Genomic DNA, 14459 nt, shown 5'->3' on the forward strand with positions numbered 1-14459 from the left:
CCATCAAGCTATTTGCTCGATGAGAGTCACGTCTTCACAAATCCCTACATCCGCCGCAACCGGGCACAGATCCCAGACCGCCGTTGGATAGAGCGCCCCCTCTCTTGCGATGATTTCCCAGAAGGTGGCCCACTTGTAGGCATCCATCTCGTCGGGACGATAGGGAATATGCTGAATTTTTGGCGTGCAGCATCGCCATAGTTGATAGGTAGTGATCACACGCTTCCCTCCCTCACGAACCCAGGAGGCATAATAGCGCTTCGCAGCTTCCTCGCCGAGGTAGACAAAAAACAACGACTGTGCAACTGGAGGCTTTGTGGTAATATGGGGGATATATTCCACCTCCCATTGTTCCAATTCGTTGATAGAAACGAGCTTGTTCCCCTCAGCAAGCCGGACCACTTTATAGACAATTTCCTGATGCTGGGCTTGCAATTGCACCTCGGGAGGAATCGGAGCACGTATTAAAGGGGCTTTCTGTTCTACTTCGACGACAGATGGATTCTCAAGCAATTGTTCAATATTTTTAAGCGTAGCGACTAATCGAACGACTGTCACTGCATCACCAAGGGAAGGATTTATAAGGTTGAGCCGTTCTAATCGTTTTTGAAGTTGAGTTTGCTGTTGCCGTAGATTCTTCTCTTGCTGAGAACAACAACCATTATCCATTTTTTCTTCTCCCTATGAACAAACAAAGACACCTGATGCAAAATCATCAGGTGTCTTTGTTTCATTTACCGTCATTGTGATGTACTACCGAACATTACTGGGCTTGGAGTATGGGCTTGGCGGACTATTTCGGAGAGGATGAACTGGGAAGAGAGCAATTTTGTTGTTCAAATTCCACCGGACTGATGTAAGCGAGGGTGGAATGACGACGAACGCGGTTGTAAAAGCATTCGAGATACTCAAAGATGGTTTGCCTCGCCTCAAGCCTTGTGGAGAAACGTGTGCGATCCACACACTCACCTTTAAGTGTGCTGAAAAAGCTTTCCATAGCGGCATTGTCGTAGCAGTCCCCGACACGGCTCATGCTGACCACAATGCCTCGTTCAGCCAGTTTGCTTTGATATCCCTGGCTCGTGTAAGGGCTGCCCTGATCAGAATGCAGAAGCATTTCGGTAGGGGGATCGCGATGCAGCAAAGCCATCTCCAGCGCCAGGCTTACTAACTGCTCATCGTTGTGCTCGCCCATCGCCCAGCCCACAACCAAGCGTGAAAACAGATCCAGGATCACCGCCACATACAGCCATCCTTCGTTGGTCCAGACGAAGGTGGTATCACTCACCCACTTCGTGTTGGGAGCCTGGGCGGTGAACGAGCGACCCAGCAGGTTGGGAGCTGGGGTCACGCCCACTCGTCGTCGTGTACCGACAGGCTTGTTCCGTTTTGCTTTGGCACACAACTCCATCTCACGCATCAGGCGAGCCGTACGTTCCCGTGAACAGCGAATACCCCGACTGCGCAGTTCAGCATGAATCCTTGGACTCCCATACACACCTCGGAAGGCATGAAAGAGGCGAGAGATCTCTCTGGCCAATTCGCCATCTTCTTGCTCGTGAGCACTGGGCTCACGTCCTCGCCAGCTGTAGTAACCGCTCACGCTAACTTCTAGCACCCGACACATGGTACTCACTGGGTACTGGCTGGCATGCTCTGCAATGAACTGATACCTTAGAGCTGGCTGCGCGAGAAGATGGCTAAGGCTTTTTTTAAGACATCGCGCTCCTGACGTAAAAGTTCATTTTCCCGGCGTAAACGGCGCATCTCTTCCTCGGATGCAGGTGGATTTCCACTGCCGGGAAAGGCGCGTTCTCCGGCTTTGGAGAACTCCTTGCACCAATGATGCAAAGTGCTATCGGCAATGCCAAGATCTCGTGCAATTTGCGCTTGTGGTTTCCCGCTCTTTTGGGCGAGCTGAACCGCTTCCAGTTTGAATTCCTTCGTGAAGACTCGCTGATCCTTTGGCATCATAACCTCCCATCGGATACTCTCTTCTCAGTTTACCCACTCCGCGAGAGTCCGTCAAGCCCAGTAGCCATTCAGGAAAGCCGTGGCGAGGGACAAATCCGGGAAGCATAAAGCTCATTACTTTATGGAGGGAGGCCACTACAGTCTTCCTTCTATCATCGAGTCTGACGGTCTTTCCGAGACTATTCAGTACTACATTGTTCCATCCATGTTCAAGTATGGATAGCGGTTTGGAGGATACAACGTCTCAAGACTCACCCCTTGAGGAAGTTGTAGTTTGACTGCATGGATTTCATTCCAGTCCTCCTTCGTCACATCACTTGTCATCTCGCATGCTCGCTCTGCAGAAGGGGCAGCACAAATGTATTCAAGCACATCATATATATAGATCTTATATAGCATATTCATGCCCTCCATAACTTGTTGCCTTTTCCCCCTTGATTAGGCAACCGATGGGATACGCCTTTCTCGCCAATGGGAAAGAATGGTTCCTTGTGTCTCTTTGCTTGCGCTACCGCTCCTGGCATTCTCAGGAAAGGGAAACTACAATGAAACGACGAGGACACGGCGAAGGCACAGTCTATCAGCGCAAAGATGGACGATGGACGGCCAGCCTGATGGTAGCGCGACATCGCTACACTTGGTATGGCAAGTCTCGTAGGGAGGTCCAGCAAAAGCTCCAGGTAGCCATCATTGATCACCAACAGAAAAAAGTGCTGCCAGGTGGCCAGATGCGCGTTGAACATTTCTTGCAACAGTGGTTGGCAAGCCAGATGACGATGCTGCGGGCACGGACGCTGGAGCGATATACTCAACTGGTCAATCGGCATCTTCTTCCAGTGCTGGGCCAACTTTCGTTACAACAACTGACACCACAACATTTACTCACACTCTATACACAGAAGACCCAGGAGGGCCTCTCGCCTAGCACGGTCAATCTGCTGCATACCGTGCTTCACCGCGCGCTGAAAGATGCTGTTCGCTGGAACCTGTTGTCCACGAATGTCTGTGATACCGTTCCGCCACCAAAGCGAGCACGCCACGAAATTCGTCCGCTCACGATTGAGCAAATTCAGCAGTTTATCACTGCTATGCACGGGCATCCACTCGAACCGCTCTTTTTACTCGCAATAACCAGTGGCATGCGTCGGGGTGAGCTTCTTGCCCTCCACTGGAGCGATCTTGATCTGGCATCGGGCATGCTCCAGGTTAGACGCATTTTTTCGCGTGTACCTGGTAATCAATACTGCGAAGCCGAACCAAAGACAGCAAAGAGTCGGCGCAGCATTGTACTAACTACCGTTGCCAAAGAAGCGTTACAGCAACTTCGCTCTCACCAAGACACCTGGAAGCAAGTAGTGGGAAGTGCTTGGCAGGAGCAAGGTCTGGTTTTTTGTCGAAAGGATGGGAAGCCATTATCACCAACCTTCGTTATTGATCAGTTCAAAGCGCTGCTCAAACAGGCCGGGCTTCCAACAATACGCTTCCACGATCTCCGTCACTCTACGGCATCGATGTTATTGGCCCTGGGCGTGCATCCTAAAGTGGTGCAAGAACTACTGGGCCATACGACCATCTCGATCACAATGGACATTTATAGCCATGTCTTACCATCGATGCAACGAGATGCGATGACCCAGATGAATGCAGTATTGGGTAAATCATAACGAGAAATACTTGATGCGAATGAAGTGTACTATTCATTCGCATCAAGCAAGAGGGATTGGAGCGGGGCAGTGAAGGCCATTGAAGCATCTCATATATGAGCTTCTAAGCATTTAATCGCTCTATTCTACTTCTCACATTCAAACATAGAGAGAAGGGGCAACATATGCCCTAGCAAGCTGCATTAGCTTGCTTTCTGCTCAGGTAGAGGGACAGCAATCCCGAAGTGGATAAATGGAATCTCCAACGGCAACGATGCTGATCCCTGCAGCCAGGTCTGCACCTTTTTTTGGATTTCTACAAGTAAAGTAAGATCATGCCCTTCATAGTTGCACGTACCACACCGGAAATAGGGCACCTGTGTGATGTGATGACCTGCAACATCATACGATTTCTCTTGCGTCCCTAGTTCCAATACGCCACGATTACAAAATGGGCACGGAGTTCCAGGAGCCAGCAAGAGTGCTTTTTTTCTAAACAACATCAGGAAGCCTTCCTTCTTAAAGTTCATAGTCACTCGTTTCATCATATTGCTCAGGACGAGCATAACAAAAACAGACTCGTCTTGTAAAGTCTTCATTCCATTCTTCTGGATATAGCGATGGATCGTAGACGGTTCGCACTGTCAAGATCCATCGCTGTGATCCTGGCGATAAGGGAGGAAGACTACAAATCACATGCAGCGATTGGCCATAATCCCCTTCACCACAAAATGTAAAGATGTACCCTTTATCAACAAAATAGGGGTGGGGAATATATGCAAAGTCGATAGGGAATCCACACTCGATAACCCCATGTACCTCGCTTGGATGAATCGCACGCTCCTGCATACGATGAATAGCATGGGCAGATGCATAAATTGAATGTTTTGAATACAGCAGAAATTTTTCTTGCATTTTTTCTGCTTTATGAAGAGCAACCTTTAGACGTTCTTCTTCTTCTTCCGCTAGCTTTCGGCATCTCCGTTTGTTTTGGCAGTATTCCATAACAATCGCACCGTTTGAGCTCAAACGGTGCCTCCTTCCATATGAGTTGTTGAGGGATAAAAAATGCCGTCGGCTTCATTAGCCGACGGCATTCAGAGAGGCTGCGAAACTCTCTCTTAAACAAGGCAAAAAGAATTGGATACATGACGAGCCTGTATCCAGACGACATCATTCCTTTCATAGAGGAGTGTTGCAGCAGTTTTGAGTAGCATAGGCAGTGTTTGAGGCAAGGGGGACTTTATGAAGAGAGAAGAGCATCCTTGAGCGCCAACTGTAAGGAAGCGACATTGGGTATGATTTTAAGGAGATCTTTTGCAGCCAACAGATCTCCAAGAAAATCAGGGGCACACCCTTCTGCGATCGTCCCGCCTTGCAGTGCTGCGGCAAGGGTATCAGCTGCACGCCCTGTTCCCTGGCAGACCAGCACAGGCCGCCTGTTTTGAAGAGAAGCATATACCTCTCTCCAGGTAATTGCACCGCCGCTGAACAGCACAGCAACGGATCGATGAGTTTGCCCAGTGATGGCGTGGATCACTTCTTGCATCCAAGCCGTCTCTCCTCCAAAGGAGGTGCCAGGCGTCAGAATAACCTGGTCGTGATGTGGTTCTAACGAATATCGCTTCTTGCTGCTATCCGCATCAACTGTGTTCCAGAGTGCTTTCGCCTCAACGGTCACACCAATCAGAGGCACAACGCTTCCTGCCTGATGAACCGCCGATCCAAGCACATGCATAATGCCATCGTCCGTCGCTCCATCAACAAGACATGCCCCACATGCGGTAGCCGTAGGCACCACTGCTTGTTCACAGAGTTGTGCAGCATAATTACTAACCGCTGGTGGCAATCCGCCTCCTATGACATTCACCACCGGCCTATATTGGAAGGCAGATACTAACTCGCTAATATCTGCAAAATGTTCTACTGCGTTTATTTTCATAACAATCCTTTCTCTATGGAAACAGCAAGACTTGCGCTTCTGGCACGGAAAAACTGAGAGGATTAATACGAGGATGGGGACATACTAACCTTTGACATTTCAGATTTGACCAGAGGCCAACGCGGAGAGATTGTTTTTCAGCACAGTTCACCAGCTCCTCTGAGAGGGCTTCAATCTGCCAAGAGCTATTAATACTTGGCGTAGCTCACTTGCTATCTCAGCCCAGGCTGCATCCTGGTTTCTCCAAGCCTGTATTGGGCGCCCATTACGAGGAAGACCTTTAATTTTTCCGAGCAGAGGGTCTTTCTCGTAAACCTCTGTACTCACAGGTCGAACGAAGGTGGGGATAATACGATAGGGCAGCTGATTTTGCAGCCTCTCATCTCGTGCCGCTATGACAGCATCACTGGCATCAATCGTAAGTTGGTCTTCAACCAACGCATTGACAAAGTCTGAGGATACTAGGATAAGGCGTACACGGGCATGAGCCAACCTCGCGATGCTCTGTGCAGAACTTGCACCAGCGGCAATATCTAGTAAGAAGTTCTTTGTGCTGATTCCCTCTGTTCTGCGCATCCCTGCAAGGTGCTTCATAATTTCAGATGCAAAGCTGGCATCTGATTGAACATTCCAGATGATGACATCTGTTGGCTCTTCATTAACCATACTACTCACCATTCTGGTTGGGCTATCCAGGAAAGGAACCGCCTCCGAAGAGACCACCGCCTCTCTGCATCGCTTTCTCCTGAAGTTTTCCGCGACGAACAGCATCCATTTCTTGGAGCACCTTGGTCGCTTCAGTAATCGACATATTTTCGCCGATCATCAACTCTCGAACGCAAAGCGCGTCAACAAGAGGCACTAAGGCGATACCATCTTTTAAGCAAAACGTCTCGCCCACTCCTCCTTGCATTCCACATTTGACGCAGACGAGCGAGGATGCAACTGGCTTGCCGCAGCGCGAACAGAACTCAGCGCCCTGTTGCAGAACGTTGCCACACGCGGCACATCTGATGGTGCCAGGCATTTCAAGAGTGAAGGTAGGAGGCAGCGTTGACGCTGGCACAGAAGGCTTTGGTTCGGGTGGAAGGAGAGCACTCGCTGCTGCATGCAACTTTGTGGCCTCCTCTACGCTAATATCCAGGGCTCCTGTTAATGCGTATGAGTCGCGGGAGGTAATATCCTCAAAGTGTTCCCACCCTGCGTCATCACGCATTTCGGCGATGATGGTCAGGGCGCGGTCACGTTCAATTTTATTTATTCCCTTGCCCAGATACCGCAGAAACTTTTCCTGCTCGGATGTAATGAGTGTCATAGCTATTTTCCTTTCGTAATTGACAATTTCTCTCAATGTATATAAGAAAGAGGGGTTTGGAAGACTTGTATTGCTACCGTCTTGCTATCGCATTGCTCTCTCTTAGCCGAGAGAAGCAAACAAGATAGAGCGTGCCGACGAACAAGCGGAAGACAATAACGAGGTTGCACAGGGTGTGTTACCTATTTGCCCGAGAAAACGCTTCGGCTTCCTCCTCCGTCAAGAGAAACCCGTAATACTTGATTCTCCTGATAGTGGTCTCAATGAGTTGTCGTTGGCTCCCTTTCGGTTGCGTGCGTACGAGCCAACTGTGTTGCCTCCACAGGCCATCCTCGGAGAGCGCATAGCCTGTCGCAATAGAGAGTTCAGCGCGTTGCTCATTCCACAGACGGGCAGCATTCGAGTGACAGTGGCCAGGCTCGCCACGGACGAGCTTAGCCCTTCCCTCAAAGACTTCGCCGCGTTCGAGCAATTGGGCCAGATCTGGTTCATTCACATAGACCATCCGCGTTCCGCCATGAGCGAGCAATTTCTGCTCCAAAGCGAGTAGAACCATGGGAACACTATTTTTGATCGCCTTTGAGCGTTGCGGGTAGGGAGCAAGCAGCCCTTGTAGATCACCAGTACTTGCCTCCCACTGTTCATCTGGAGGGAGGTCTGGCAAGGGACCACGCGATTGCGATGCATAAAAACACGCACAGAGAAATTCTGTCACGCGTTCCCAATGCACAGCGGCAAGATCTATCCCAACCTGCTGGAGCCTCGCGCGTTGTCGCGGAGTATTGATGAGCCGCTCAAGCCACTGATCAATCTCTTCGCGCGAGGTACCTTGGTCTACTTCATGAAAAAAGCCAGAGAGCCACTGCGCTCGTACCTCAGAGGTATTCCAGAGCAGGTGCATCAAGCGGGCGGTATCCATTGCCATACAGAATCTCCTTTTCTTTGAAAAGAAAGAAGCAATAGCCGTTGTTGATGAGATTCCTATTTCATCAACAACGGCTATCTTGAAACAAGGCACAACAATGAAATTGAATAGGAAAGCGGAATAGGCCGTTATTTTTGCCGTCAGCTTGCTATCAAAACAACGCTCCTCCAGTTCACAAAGAGAGGTGAGGAACTGGCTTTCGAGGGACGAGTTCTCCACGTTGTCCTGGCTACCCCTAACGCCTCTTCTTCTTAGGGTGATGAAGCTGCATCAGGAACTCATCTTCTGGAAGAGCATCCAATGGCCTCTTCGCTCGGCTTTCGTGTCACTAGCAGGCTTCGTCCGCCGCTCCTGATGGATGAGATGTAACCGGGAATACAGCTTACGCAACTCCGCCGCCGCAAAGAGCCGTTCAATTTTGCCATCAGGTGTAACTCTCGTGCTTGGCTCTTCCCCTTTTGGAAAAGCCCATAAAAACGGATCGTCTTCGGCCAGCGTATAGAGCAACAGATAGCCGCCAGCTTTGAGGACACGCACAGTCTCCTGCCGACACACTGCAATTCCAGCCTCATAGCCGATACTCATCGAAGCGGTATTATCGACTATAAGATCAAAGGTAGCGTCAGCATAGGGCCACGCACAATCCATCACCCCGACAGATGAGTTAATGGAAAGTCCCGCTAACCGCGCCCGTGCCCGCAAAGTAGAAACGGCTTCCTTGACAAAATCAAAGGCAGTAACCTGAAGGCCGCGCCTCGCCAGCTCCAGGGCATCGCGGCCCTTTCCACAGCCAATATCCAAGGCTTGAGAACCTAAAGGAAGGGATTGCGCCTCCAACACCTCAAAGAGTTTGAGCAGCGCAAAAGACAGCTCCGTTCCGGCCATAGGCATGAGCGTAGGATTGTGATGTTCTTGCACCCAGGCAAAACGATTTTGTTCACGTCGGCCTCTATCATCCATAGTCACCTCTTTGCAAAGACAGAAAGAGCTAGCGAAAGGCACCGTTGAAGTGTTTTTCGCTAGCTCTTTCAAGAACAATAAAAAACGGCCTGCAAAGTATCATTCTCTCAGGTCGTCGCCTGCCAATGATTATTGACAGACATAATGATCTTTTCCTTCTATAGAGACCTAGTAATCCTTCATAGGTTTTCTGCCTCTAATTTAATGCCTTCTTTTCAAGGGGAACAGTAAAACCGTTGGTAAATGGGTTATTGCGTATCTCTTGGATACGTGCATCCAAAACTTCTTTTCTTCGATCAAGAAGAGTTAGTTGATGGTTCGCTCCGACTAGTGTTGCTGTATAATATCCATTTTCCTCTAGCAAACCTTCGCCTTCGATCCTGAAAAATTCATAGTTCATGATCAAGTAGCGATCATGGAGCCAGAAAATCGCCCTGAAAAAGAGGCACAATGCAACAACATCTCCGCATACATGTATACCTATACTTGCTAGAGCGCGGATGGACTGATTAGCAAACTCAAAGTAAGTTAGCAACGAGATGACAAAGCCCCCAAAGCCATAGCTTTCAATGATTTTGACACCTTTTCTAAACATGTTGATTCCTTTCTTACAATTCATGAGGCAACTTTCTCTACAATGCTCTTTACATCACCATCAGCCACATCTGCCTTTCGGCTTGTGCGCCAAAACGAATTGCATACCGATCCTGGGCAACCAGAAGGCCCGATGGAAAGCCTTCTGTGCGGATCACCAGAGCAGTCAGGGGATCTCTTTGCCGCCAGTGCTCATAGTCCAGAAGCATGCGCTGGAAGATAGTCCGCTCCTGCTTATACCTATTAAAAAAGGCAATGATGAGGGCATGAGCGCCTTTGTACACCTGTGAGGCATCACCAACCTGGGGATAGTCCAGCGCAACCTGTTGATAAAGAGGATTAGCAGAACTAGCAAGCTCTTCCGCATCTCCATATGTGCCAACCATTGCAACTCGCATGCGTTCGTAAAGCAGCATGGGGTCAGCATCCCCTATTTCAAGAGCTTTTGCACTCCTCTCCGTAAATTCCCAAATCTGTTTCTGGCATGTGTAATACTCAGATGTCAGATTCCTCTCTTGGGCTTCTCCTTCACCTTTAAGCGGAAGGCAATAACTCATGGAGATGAGGAGCACAAGCGAGAACATAACAACCAGAATATTAGGGAACCAATGCTCCCAAGGTTTGGAGAGAGGCCGCGGTTCTGCCAGCCTCATCTCTCGATTCACTACTTTCATAAGATCTACTTTCTATCTAACCACCTCATTGTTTGGAGGATGAACACAGCTTGAAAACGCGAAGGGCCATCTTCACTGATAAAGATGAGCCTTCGCGTTGACGCAATGATGTAACTACAAGTAGCCGATGTTTTAGTGGTGAGGAGTTGTTGGCGTAGGAGTTTCAAAAATTGGCTGTAATGTCCCCGTATTGATGGAATTGGCAGCCGAGTTATCTTGAATAACTTTCTCCATTTGTTTCAGAGCAGCATTCCCATGATAGGTTTGATTATTTACAGTTACTTCCAGGCGGTCTGAAGGAAAGCCCAGAAGAGATGCAACGATGCTATTAGGCACGCTGCCAATAAAGCTCCTGTACTCGCGGACGTGATCACGCAACAACTTTGTGGAATGCGAATAATCATCATAAGAAGAGATCAGGATGCTTTGTACTTTCTCGTACGCATTGGTAACATTGCCTACATTAGGATAAGCAGCCTGAATCTTCTGATAGATGACGTTATTGGGATTATGGAAATCCGCGTCCTTGCCTGATGACCCCATAGCTGCGTTGAAGATATCACGCAGCTTATCCGCATTACGATCGGCTACGCCAAGAGCATTTTTTGTCTTGGCAAAGTAGTCGGTCAGCGACTGCGACATATTCAAGTATTCTGTCGTTAACGCGTTTTCTTTGCCTTGCAAGGTATTGTAAGAACCTATAAAGATGGCTCCTATAGCACAACTACCGACACAAAGCAGAAGCGTCACGGTCAAGAGAGCAATGGCAAGCATTTTCTTTACTGAAATGGTACGCAACATAAGAATTTTTTCCTTTCTTACGGTTGAAATTTGATACTGGGACAGCAGCCAAAACATGCTGACTGTACGTAGGGTTGATAAGACTGCAGATGGTCTACTGGAGAATCGTGATCCAAGGGGACAGGCATGCATCCCAAAAGACGATCTTACCTGTTAGCGATTTTAAAGAGAGCTATCGCGCTCCCTCCACCCGCGATAAGGCCGATGGCCAAAACAATCAAGAAAATCTTGATGCAATCGTCAGTAGAGGGCAGGATCTCATCTTTGAGATACCGGAAGCTCGCCATAGGGACCCTCTGAAAATGATGAGGGCCAGTGATCAAGAGATACTCAAGCAATCCTATTCCTTGCGAGCCTGTTCGATACTTCACATCGTACCCCTCATCACTCACCTGACTTACAATGGGCTGAGGATCTCCTAGCAGCGTCTCAGGCTGCAAAGGCTGACCAGGAAGTTGATCTTGGATATCCTGAAACAGCAGGGTATTACTCACGCCATCGGCAGCAGGAGGCATCAAAGTAAACACCTCGGCACGTTTCACCACCTGTCCATCAGTAGCAAAGACGACGACCAGCGCGTTCTTAGGCAAAGGACTGTGCCCAAAGATGCTCGTATCTGACCAGTACCCACGTAAAGCAATGGCGTACTGGTGCAGATCGCCTACTGCGCTTTCTGGCAAGATCACCAGGTGAAGATCCATCTGGCGCAGCGCCCCAGCCTCTGCATTGAAATGAGCAACCGCGTTTTGCCATTGGAGGGCATTGGCTGGTGGCTTCATCCCAACGAAGTACACTTTGTTGACAGCGTGTTCCTCATCAGGAGTGATATGCAACTTTGGCAATAACCCCTTTTGTTGGTAAGGAACCAGTTCATCCTGGGACACGGTTGGGCGCATCGTCGTCTCAGGGTCCGATAATAAGTAGTTCTCGAACCCATGCTCAATGGAGATAGCAGGATAGCTACCAGTCCTGATGATTTGTTGATAGTGCTTACTGACTTCTGGGGCGCCGACGCCTGCGGAGTTGAGGATAGAAACGGGGATAGTACGATATTCACGCCAAAGATGCGCAGATGGATCATCGGGCAAATGATGTGATGCCTCTGTAATTGTGACGTTGGCGGAAGATGCATTGGTTGGGTCAGTCTTCAAAGAGGTGACCGTCTGCCACTCATCCTCCTCTAACGAGTAAGGGCAGCTGTGATATTTTGTCACTGTGCGATGTTTCGTCACAGTACGATATTTCGTGACCGTTTTCTTCCGTGTAGAATCATACGCTTGATATGACTCATTAGCCAGGTATGATTCCGTGACGATATATGGATGACATTGATAGGTCCATCTGCACGATCCATCCTCAATACATACAGTTGGAACCTTCTTCACCGCAATCACAACAGTATTTAAATTCTCATTGAACGTGAGGATCTCATGCCTGAAATGATCGTACACCAGTGGTGTGGCTATCAGAACAATCACTCCCCAGACCACGCTCCCCGTTAGCAATGGGCCACGCAATCTATCCTGACTGATCACAAAAACGCCGACAGTAACGAGGGTAGGACCGGCGAATCCAACGGCAATTAAAACAAGCAGTTGCCAAAGCATGCGCTACTCCCTTTTTGGCTAAGAGGAACAATAGGAAAAAGAGAGCTACTGACCATCATGAAGGGGTCAGTAGCTCCCAGACGAAGTGACATTGTGAGAAAATGCTTGAGATGTTGGAGGAACTAATCGGGCAGCGTTATTTCTCCATCCTGAAGCATCCGCCCCGCAGCAGCTACAGGTTGTTGCAGCTGCTATCAACCGTGAACTATCTTTTCACGGATACGATGAGCAAGCACCTGGCTCCGCCATCTGGTCTCTTCTCCAGTCCCATGGACCCCTTTCTGTGGCGGATCAGAGATCCATCTAGGTCGGAACGAAACGGCGCTGCCGCGATGATACGCCCGAACGACGCCAATCACATCCTCGCGATCAGCATAATTGGGAACAAATGAACTCTTCATTGTAACCTTCCTTTAGAAAGTGAAATAAGCAAGTGAAGCAGAACAAATGCATTACTTGCCAATGCATAAATGAAAGATTGAAGGGGATAAGTTATATAGTGGGCACATCCTCGTGCTTGTTTTTTGTTTTGCTCTCTGGAACAGATGTTTTGCTGTGGGTTTCCTGCAACGGCACCAGGGCCAGAGCAAGCAAGCTTGGTGAGAGGTAGCGTGGCGAGGGGCGATCTCGCATGAGAGGCTTAAAACATCTTGACTGGACAAGGTTTCTCGTCGAAGAGCGTATGCTGTATATTAATTCTGGCTATTTTGCTCTTTCAGGCGATGTTCCAACTTTTGTTGGACTTCTAGTATCATAATTTGATATGTTCGTTCCAGATCAATACCATAGTGATCAGCGATGCGCACGAGCATAAACAAGACATCGACGATATCATCTTCCAGATCCACATCCACCCCATCACGTGGCGGCCGATGTCCCTCGCGAATCATAATGCTGTCGGCTAACGTGCCGACTTCCCCCGCCATTTCCGTCATCATAACGGTGGGATCCCAGGGGCCAACAAGCTTATCAAAGAGACTCGTGACGTCACGAGTCCTCGCAACCATTTCTGAAATTTTCATGATGATCTCCTTATCGATTAGCACTATCAGATAGCGGTGAGATAGAAAACGCTGGTTCACACGTGTCCCGATCGAACATGTGAATCAGCGTTGAGATGGGTTATAGCTCTATACAGCGAAAAGACAACGAAAAGATTGCTGTATAGCGGCTTCATTAACCAGGGAGGAAGGTGGCTGTTGGATACCATAGCGCGATCAAGCCCAGGCCAATTAGCCCCCTTATCAGAGAATGCACCGACCAGAGCAGAAACAGCAAATCGTCATTGAGAAACTGCTAGGGAGCTTCATTGGCACGCAGGCAGGTCCTGACCTTAACGAGAAGATGACCAAGCGTATTCTTCCCGTTTCTTTTTCCGCTTGTGTCGGCTGGACCTAATCCCCAATAGGCGTCCTTAGGGGCATCTTCGTATAAGTTGTTACTACCTGTGCTATCGAGCACTTTCCAAAGCGCAGTATTCTGGGTGAATTTAGCCAATAAACCGATGAACATAATGGAATCTTTTATTTGTTCCCAGTCTGCCCTCAATAGAATGGATGGGCTCTTGCCTTTTCGAGCTATCTCAAAAGGATCTGATTCTCTATAAAGCCATGCCCATTTTTCGAGGTCCAATGTTTTTAGACACTGAAACCAATGTTCCACTGTCGGATACACAATACCCTCGATTGCATATGCTGGAAGCTCGAATTCGCATGTTTGACCCATACTAACAATACTGATTTTGTAAAAGCCTCCGTCACGCTCAACGCTTTGTATGGAGCGCATCGTTTGGTCGAAGCTCTGGGAATCTAGTAGCAGGGCAATATTAATAGGGCTGGGATAAAGATTAGACAATTCCCCGAATGGTTTGTCTAATTGGTAAAAGTAAATCCCTTGATCGTTAGTGTTCAAGGTATCCTCCTTATTATACTCTGAATGAAAATTTGCGATAAACAAAATGACCCGCCACCCGGTTAGGTGACGGGTCGTTAGCGCAATGAAATAAGATCTCCTCATACGAGGTC

17 protein-coding genes are annotated in these 14459 nt (G+C 48.7%); 1 reads left to right on the top strand and 16 read right to left on the bottom strand.

Annotated elements, in window-relative coordinates; all coding sequences use genetic code 11:
- Positions 1-3: 3 nt before the first annotated feature.
- Both K3T83_RS53495 and K3T83_RS53500 read right to left on the bottom strand, forming a co-directional pair.
- Positions 4-669, bottom strand: coding sequence for a hypothetical protein (locus K3T83_RS53495; protein ID WP_220211319.1), 666 nt, complete (start codon positions 667-669; stop codon positions 4-6).
- Between the two features lie 124 nt (positions 670-793).
- A protein-coding gene (locus K3T83_RS53500) for an IS3 family transposase (protein ID WP_220211320.1) occupies positions 794-1974 on the bottom strand; the annotation gives its coding sequence in 2 pieces (ribosomal slippage) (positions 794-1702 and positions 1705-1974; 1179 coding nt in all).
- Positions 1975-2519: 545 nt separating this feature from the next.
- Between K3T83_RS53500 and K3T83_RS53505 the strand changes: the two genes are divergently transcribed.
- A complete protein-coding gene (locus tag K3T83_RS53505; RefSeq protein ID WP_220211321.1) occupies positions 2520-3638 on the top strand; it encodes a site-specific integrase in 1119 nt (372 codons plus the stop codon).
- 182 nt (positions 3639-3820) lie between these two features.
- Here the strand turns inward: K3T83_RS53505 and K3T83_RS53510 are convergent, their stop codons facing one another.
- From K3T83_RS53510 to ybiA, 14 genes are all read right to left on the bottom strand, one after another.
- Positions 3821-4120 carry a hypothetical protein gene (locus K3T83_RS53510; protein ID WP_220211322.1) on the bottom strand — a complete coding sequence of 100 codons (300 nt, stop codon included), beginning with the start codon at positions 4118-4120 and terminating at the stop codon, positions 3821-3823.
- 16 nt (positions 4121-4136) lie between these two features.
- On the bottom strand, positions 4137-4646 hold the full coding sequence (locus tag K3T83_RS53515) for a DUF4258 domain-containing protein (RefSeq protein ID WP_220211323.1): 510 nt from the start codon (positions 4644-4646) through the stop codon (positions 4137-4139).
- Positions 4647-4860: 214 nt separating this feature from the next.
- Positions 4861-5559, bottom strand: coding sequence for a TRP family putative cation channel (locus K3T83_RS53520; RefSeq protein ID WP_220211324.1), 699 nt, complete (start codon positions 5557-5559; stop codon positions 4861-4863).
- A gap of 147 nt (positions 5560-5706) precedes the next feature.
- Positions 5707-6225 (bottom strand): hypothetical protein, encoded by a 519-nt coding sequence (locus tag K3T83_RS53525; RefSeq protein WP_220211325.1) that lies wholly within the window; start codon positions 6223-6225, stop codon positions 5707-5709.
- Positions 6226-6247: 22 nt separating this feature from the next.
- Complete coding sequence (locus K3T83_RS53530; protein ID WP_220211326.1) at positions 6248-6874, bottom strand: zinc ribbon domain-containing protein; 627 nt, start codon at positions 6872-6874, stop codon at positions 6248-6250.
- 178 nt (positions 6875-7052) lie between these two features.
- The gene (locus K3T83_RS53535; RefSeq protein ID WP_220211327.1) at positions 7053-7799 is read right to left on the bottom strand and encodes a hypothetical protein; all 747 of its coding nucleotides are present in this window, start codon (positions 7797-7799) and stop codon (positions 7053-7055) included.
- Between the two features lie 270 nt (positions 7800-8069).
- Positions 8070-8759, bottom strand: a complete 690-nt coding sequence (locus K3T83_RS53540; protein WP_220211328.1) for a class I SAM-dependent methyltransferase — start codon at positions 8757-8759, stop codon at positions 8070-8072.
- 196 nt (positions 8760-8955) lie between these two features.
- Positions 8956-9354, bottom strand: a complete 399-nt coding sequence (locus K3T83_RS53545; RefSeq protein ID WP_220211329.1) for a hypothetical protein — start codon at positions 9352-9354, stop codon at positions 8956-8958.
- Between the two features lie 49 nt (positions 9355-9403).
- Positions 9404-9769, bottom strand: coding sequence for a hypothetical protein (locus tag K3T83_RS53550; protein ID WP_220211330.1), 366 nt, complete (start codon positions 9767-9769; stop codon positions 9404-9406).
- Positions 9770-10159: 390 nt separating this feature from the next.
- Positions 10160-10828: a hypothetical protein gene (locus K3T83_RS53555; RefSeq protein WP_220211331.1), complete on the bottom strand. Its 669-nt coding sequence runs from the start codon at positions 10826-10828 to the stop codon at positions 10160-10162.
- Positions 10829-10974: 146 nt separating this feature from the next.
- Positions 10975-12435 (bottom strand): hypothetical protein, encoded by a 1461-nt coding sequence (locus K3T83_RS53560; protein WP_220211332.1) that lies wholly within the window; start codon positions 12433-12435, stop codon positions 10975-10977.
- 194 nt (positions 12436-12629) lie between these two features.
- A complete protein-coding gene (locus K3T83_RS53565; RefSeq protein ID WP_220211333.1) occupies positions 12630-12836 on the bottom strand; it encodes a hypothetical protein in 207 nt (68 codons plus the stop codon).
- 291 nt (positions 12837-13127) lie between these two features.
- On the bottom strand, positions 13128-13457 hold the full coding sequence (locus K3T83_RS53570) for a nucleoside triphosphate pyrophosphohydrolase family protein (protein WP_220211334.1): 330 nt from the start codon (positions 13455-13457) through the stop codon (positions 13128-13130).
- 274 nt (positions 13458-13731) lie between these two features.
- Positions 13732-14346 (bottom strand): riboflavin biosynthesis intermediates N-glycosidase, encoded by a 615-nt coding sequence (ybiA, locus tag K3T83_RS53575; protein WP_220211335.1) that lies wholly within the window; start codon positions 14344-14346, stop codon positions 13732-13734.
- Positions 14347-14459 lie beyond the last annotated feature (113 nt).

This window comes from Reticulibacter mediterranei (assembly GCF_016587455.1).

What these genes read in the sequence shown, in the direction of transcription:
- K3T83_RS53560 (WP_220211332.1), bottom strand. Translation starts at nt 12,435, where the DNA reads ATGCTTTGGCAACTGCTTGTTTTAATTGCCGTTGGATTCGCCGGTCCT.
- K3T83_RS53530 (WP_220211326.1), bottom strand. Translation starts at nt 6,874, where the DNA reads ATGACACTCATTACATCCGAGCAGGAAAAGTTTCTGCGGTATCTGGGC.
- K3T83_RS53555 (WP_220211331.1), bottom strand. Translation starts at nt 10,828, where the DNA reads ATGTTGCGTACCATTTCAGTAAAGAAAATGCTTGCCATTGCTCTCTTG.
- K3T83_RS53550 (WP_220211330.1), bottom strand. Translation starts at nt 9,769, where the DNA reads ATGCTGCTTTACGAACGCATGCGAGTTGCAATGGTTGGCACATATGGA.
- K3T83_RS53570 (WP_220211334.1), bottom strand. Translation starts at nt 13,457, where the DNA reads ATGAAAATTTCAGAAATGGTTGCGAGGACTCGTGACGTCACGAGTCTC.
- K3T83_RS53540 (WP_220211328.1), bottom strand. Translation starts at nt 8,759, where the DNA reads ATGGATGATAGAGGCCGACGTGAACAAAATCGTTTTGCCTGGGTGCAA.
- K3T83_RS53545 (WP_220211329.1), bottom strand. Translation starts at nt 9,354, where the DNA reads ATGTTTAGAAAAGGTGTCAAAATCATTGAAAGCTATGGCTTTGGGGGC.
- K3T83_RS53525 (WP_220211325.1), bottom strand. Translation starts at nt 6,225, where the DNA reads ATGGTTAATGAAGAGCCAACAGATGTCATCATCTGGAATGTTCAATCA.
- K3T83_RS53495 (WP_220211319.1), bottom strand. Translation starts at nt 669, where the DNA reads ATGGATAATGGTTGTTGTTCTCAGCAAGAGAAGAATCTACGGCAACAG.
- K3T83_RS53520 (WP_220211324.1), bottom strand. Translation starts at nt 5,559, where the DNA reads ATGAAAATAAACGCAGTAGAACATTTTGCAGATATTAGCGAGTTAGTA.
- K3T83_RS53565 (WP_220211333.1), bottom strand. Translation starts at nt 12,836, where the DNA reads ATGAAGAGTTCATTTGTTCCCAATTATGCTGATCGCGAGGATGTGATT.
- K3T83_RS53505 (WP_220211321.1), top strand. Translation starts at nt 2,520, where the DNA reads ATGAAACGACGAGGACACGGCGAAGGCACAGTCTATCAGCGCAAAGAT.
- K3T83_RS53510 (WP_220211322.1), bottom strand. Translation starts at nt 4,120, where the DNA reads ATGTTGTTTAGAAAAAAAGCACTCTTGCTGGCTCCTGGAACTCCGTGC.
- K3T83_RS53535 (WP_220211327.1), bottom strand. Translation starts at nt 7,799, where the DNA reads ATGGCAATGGATACCGCCCGCTTGATGCACCTGCTCTGGAATACCTCT.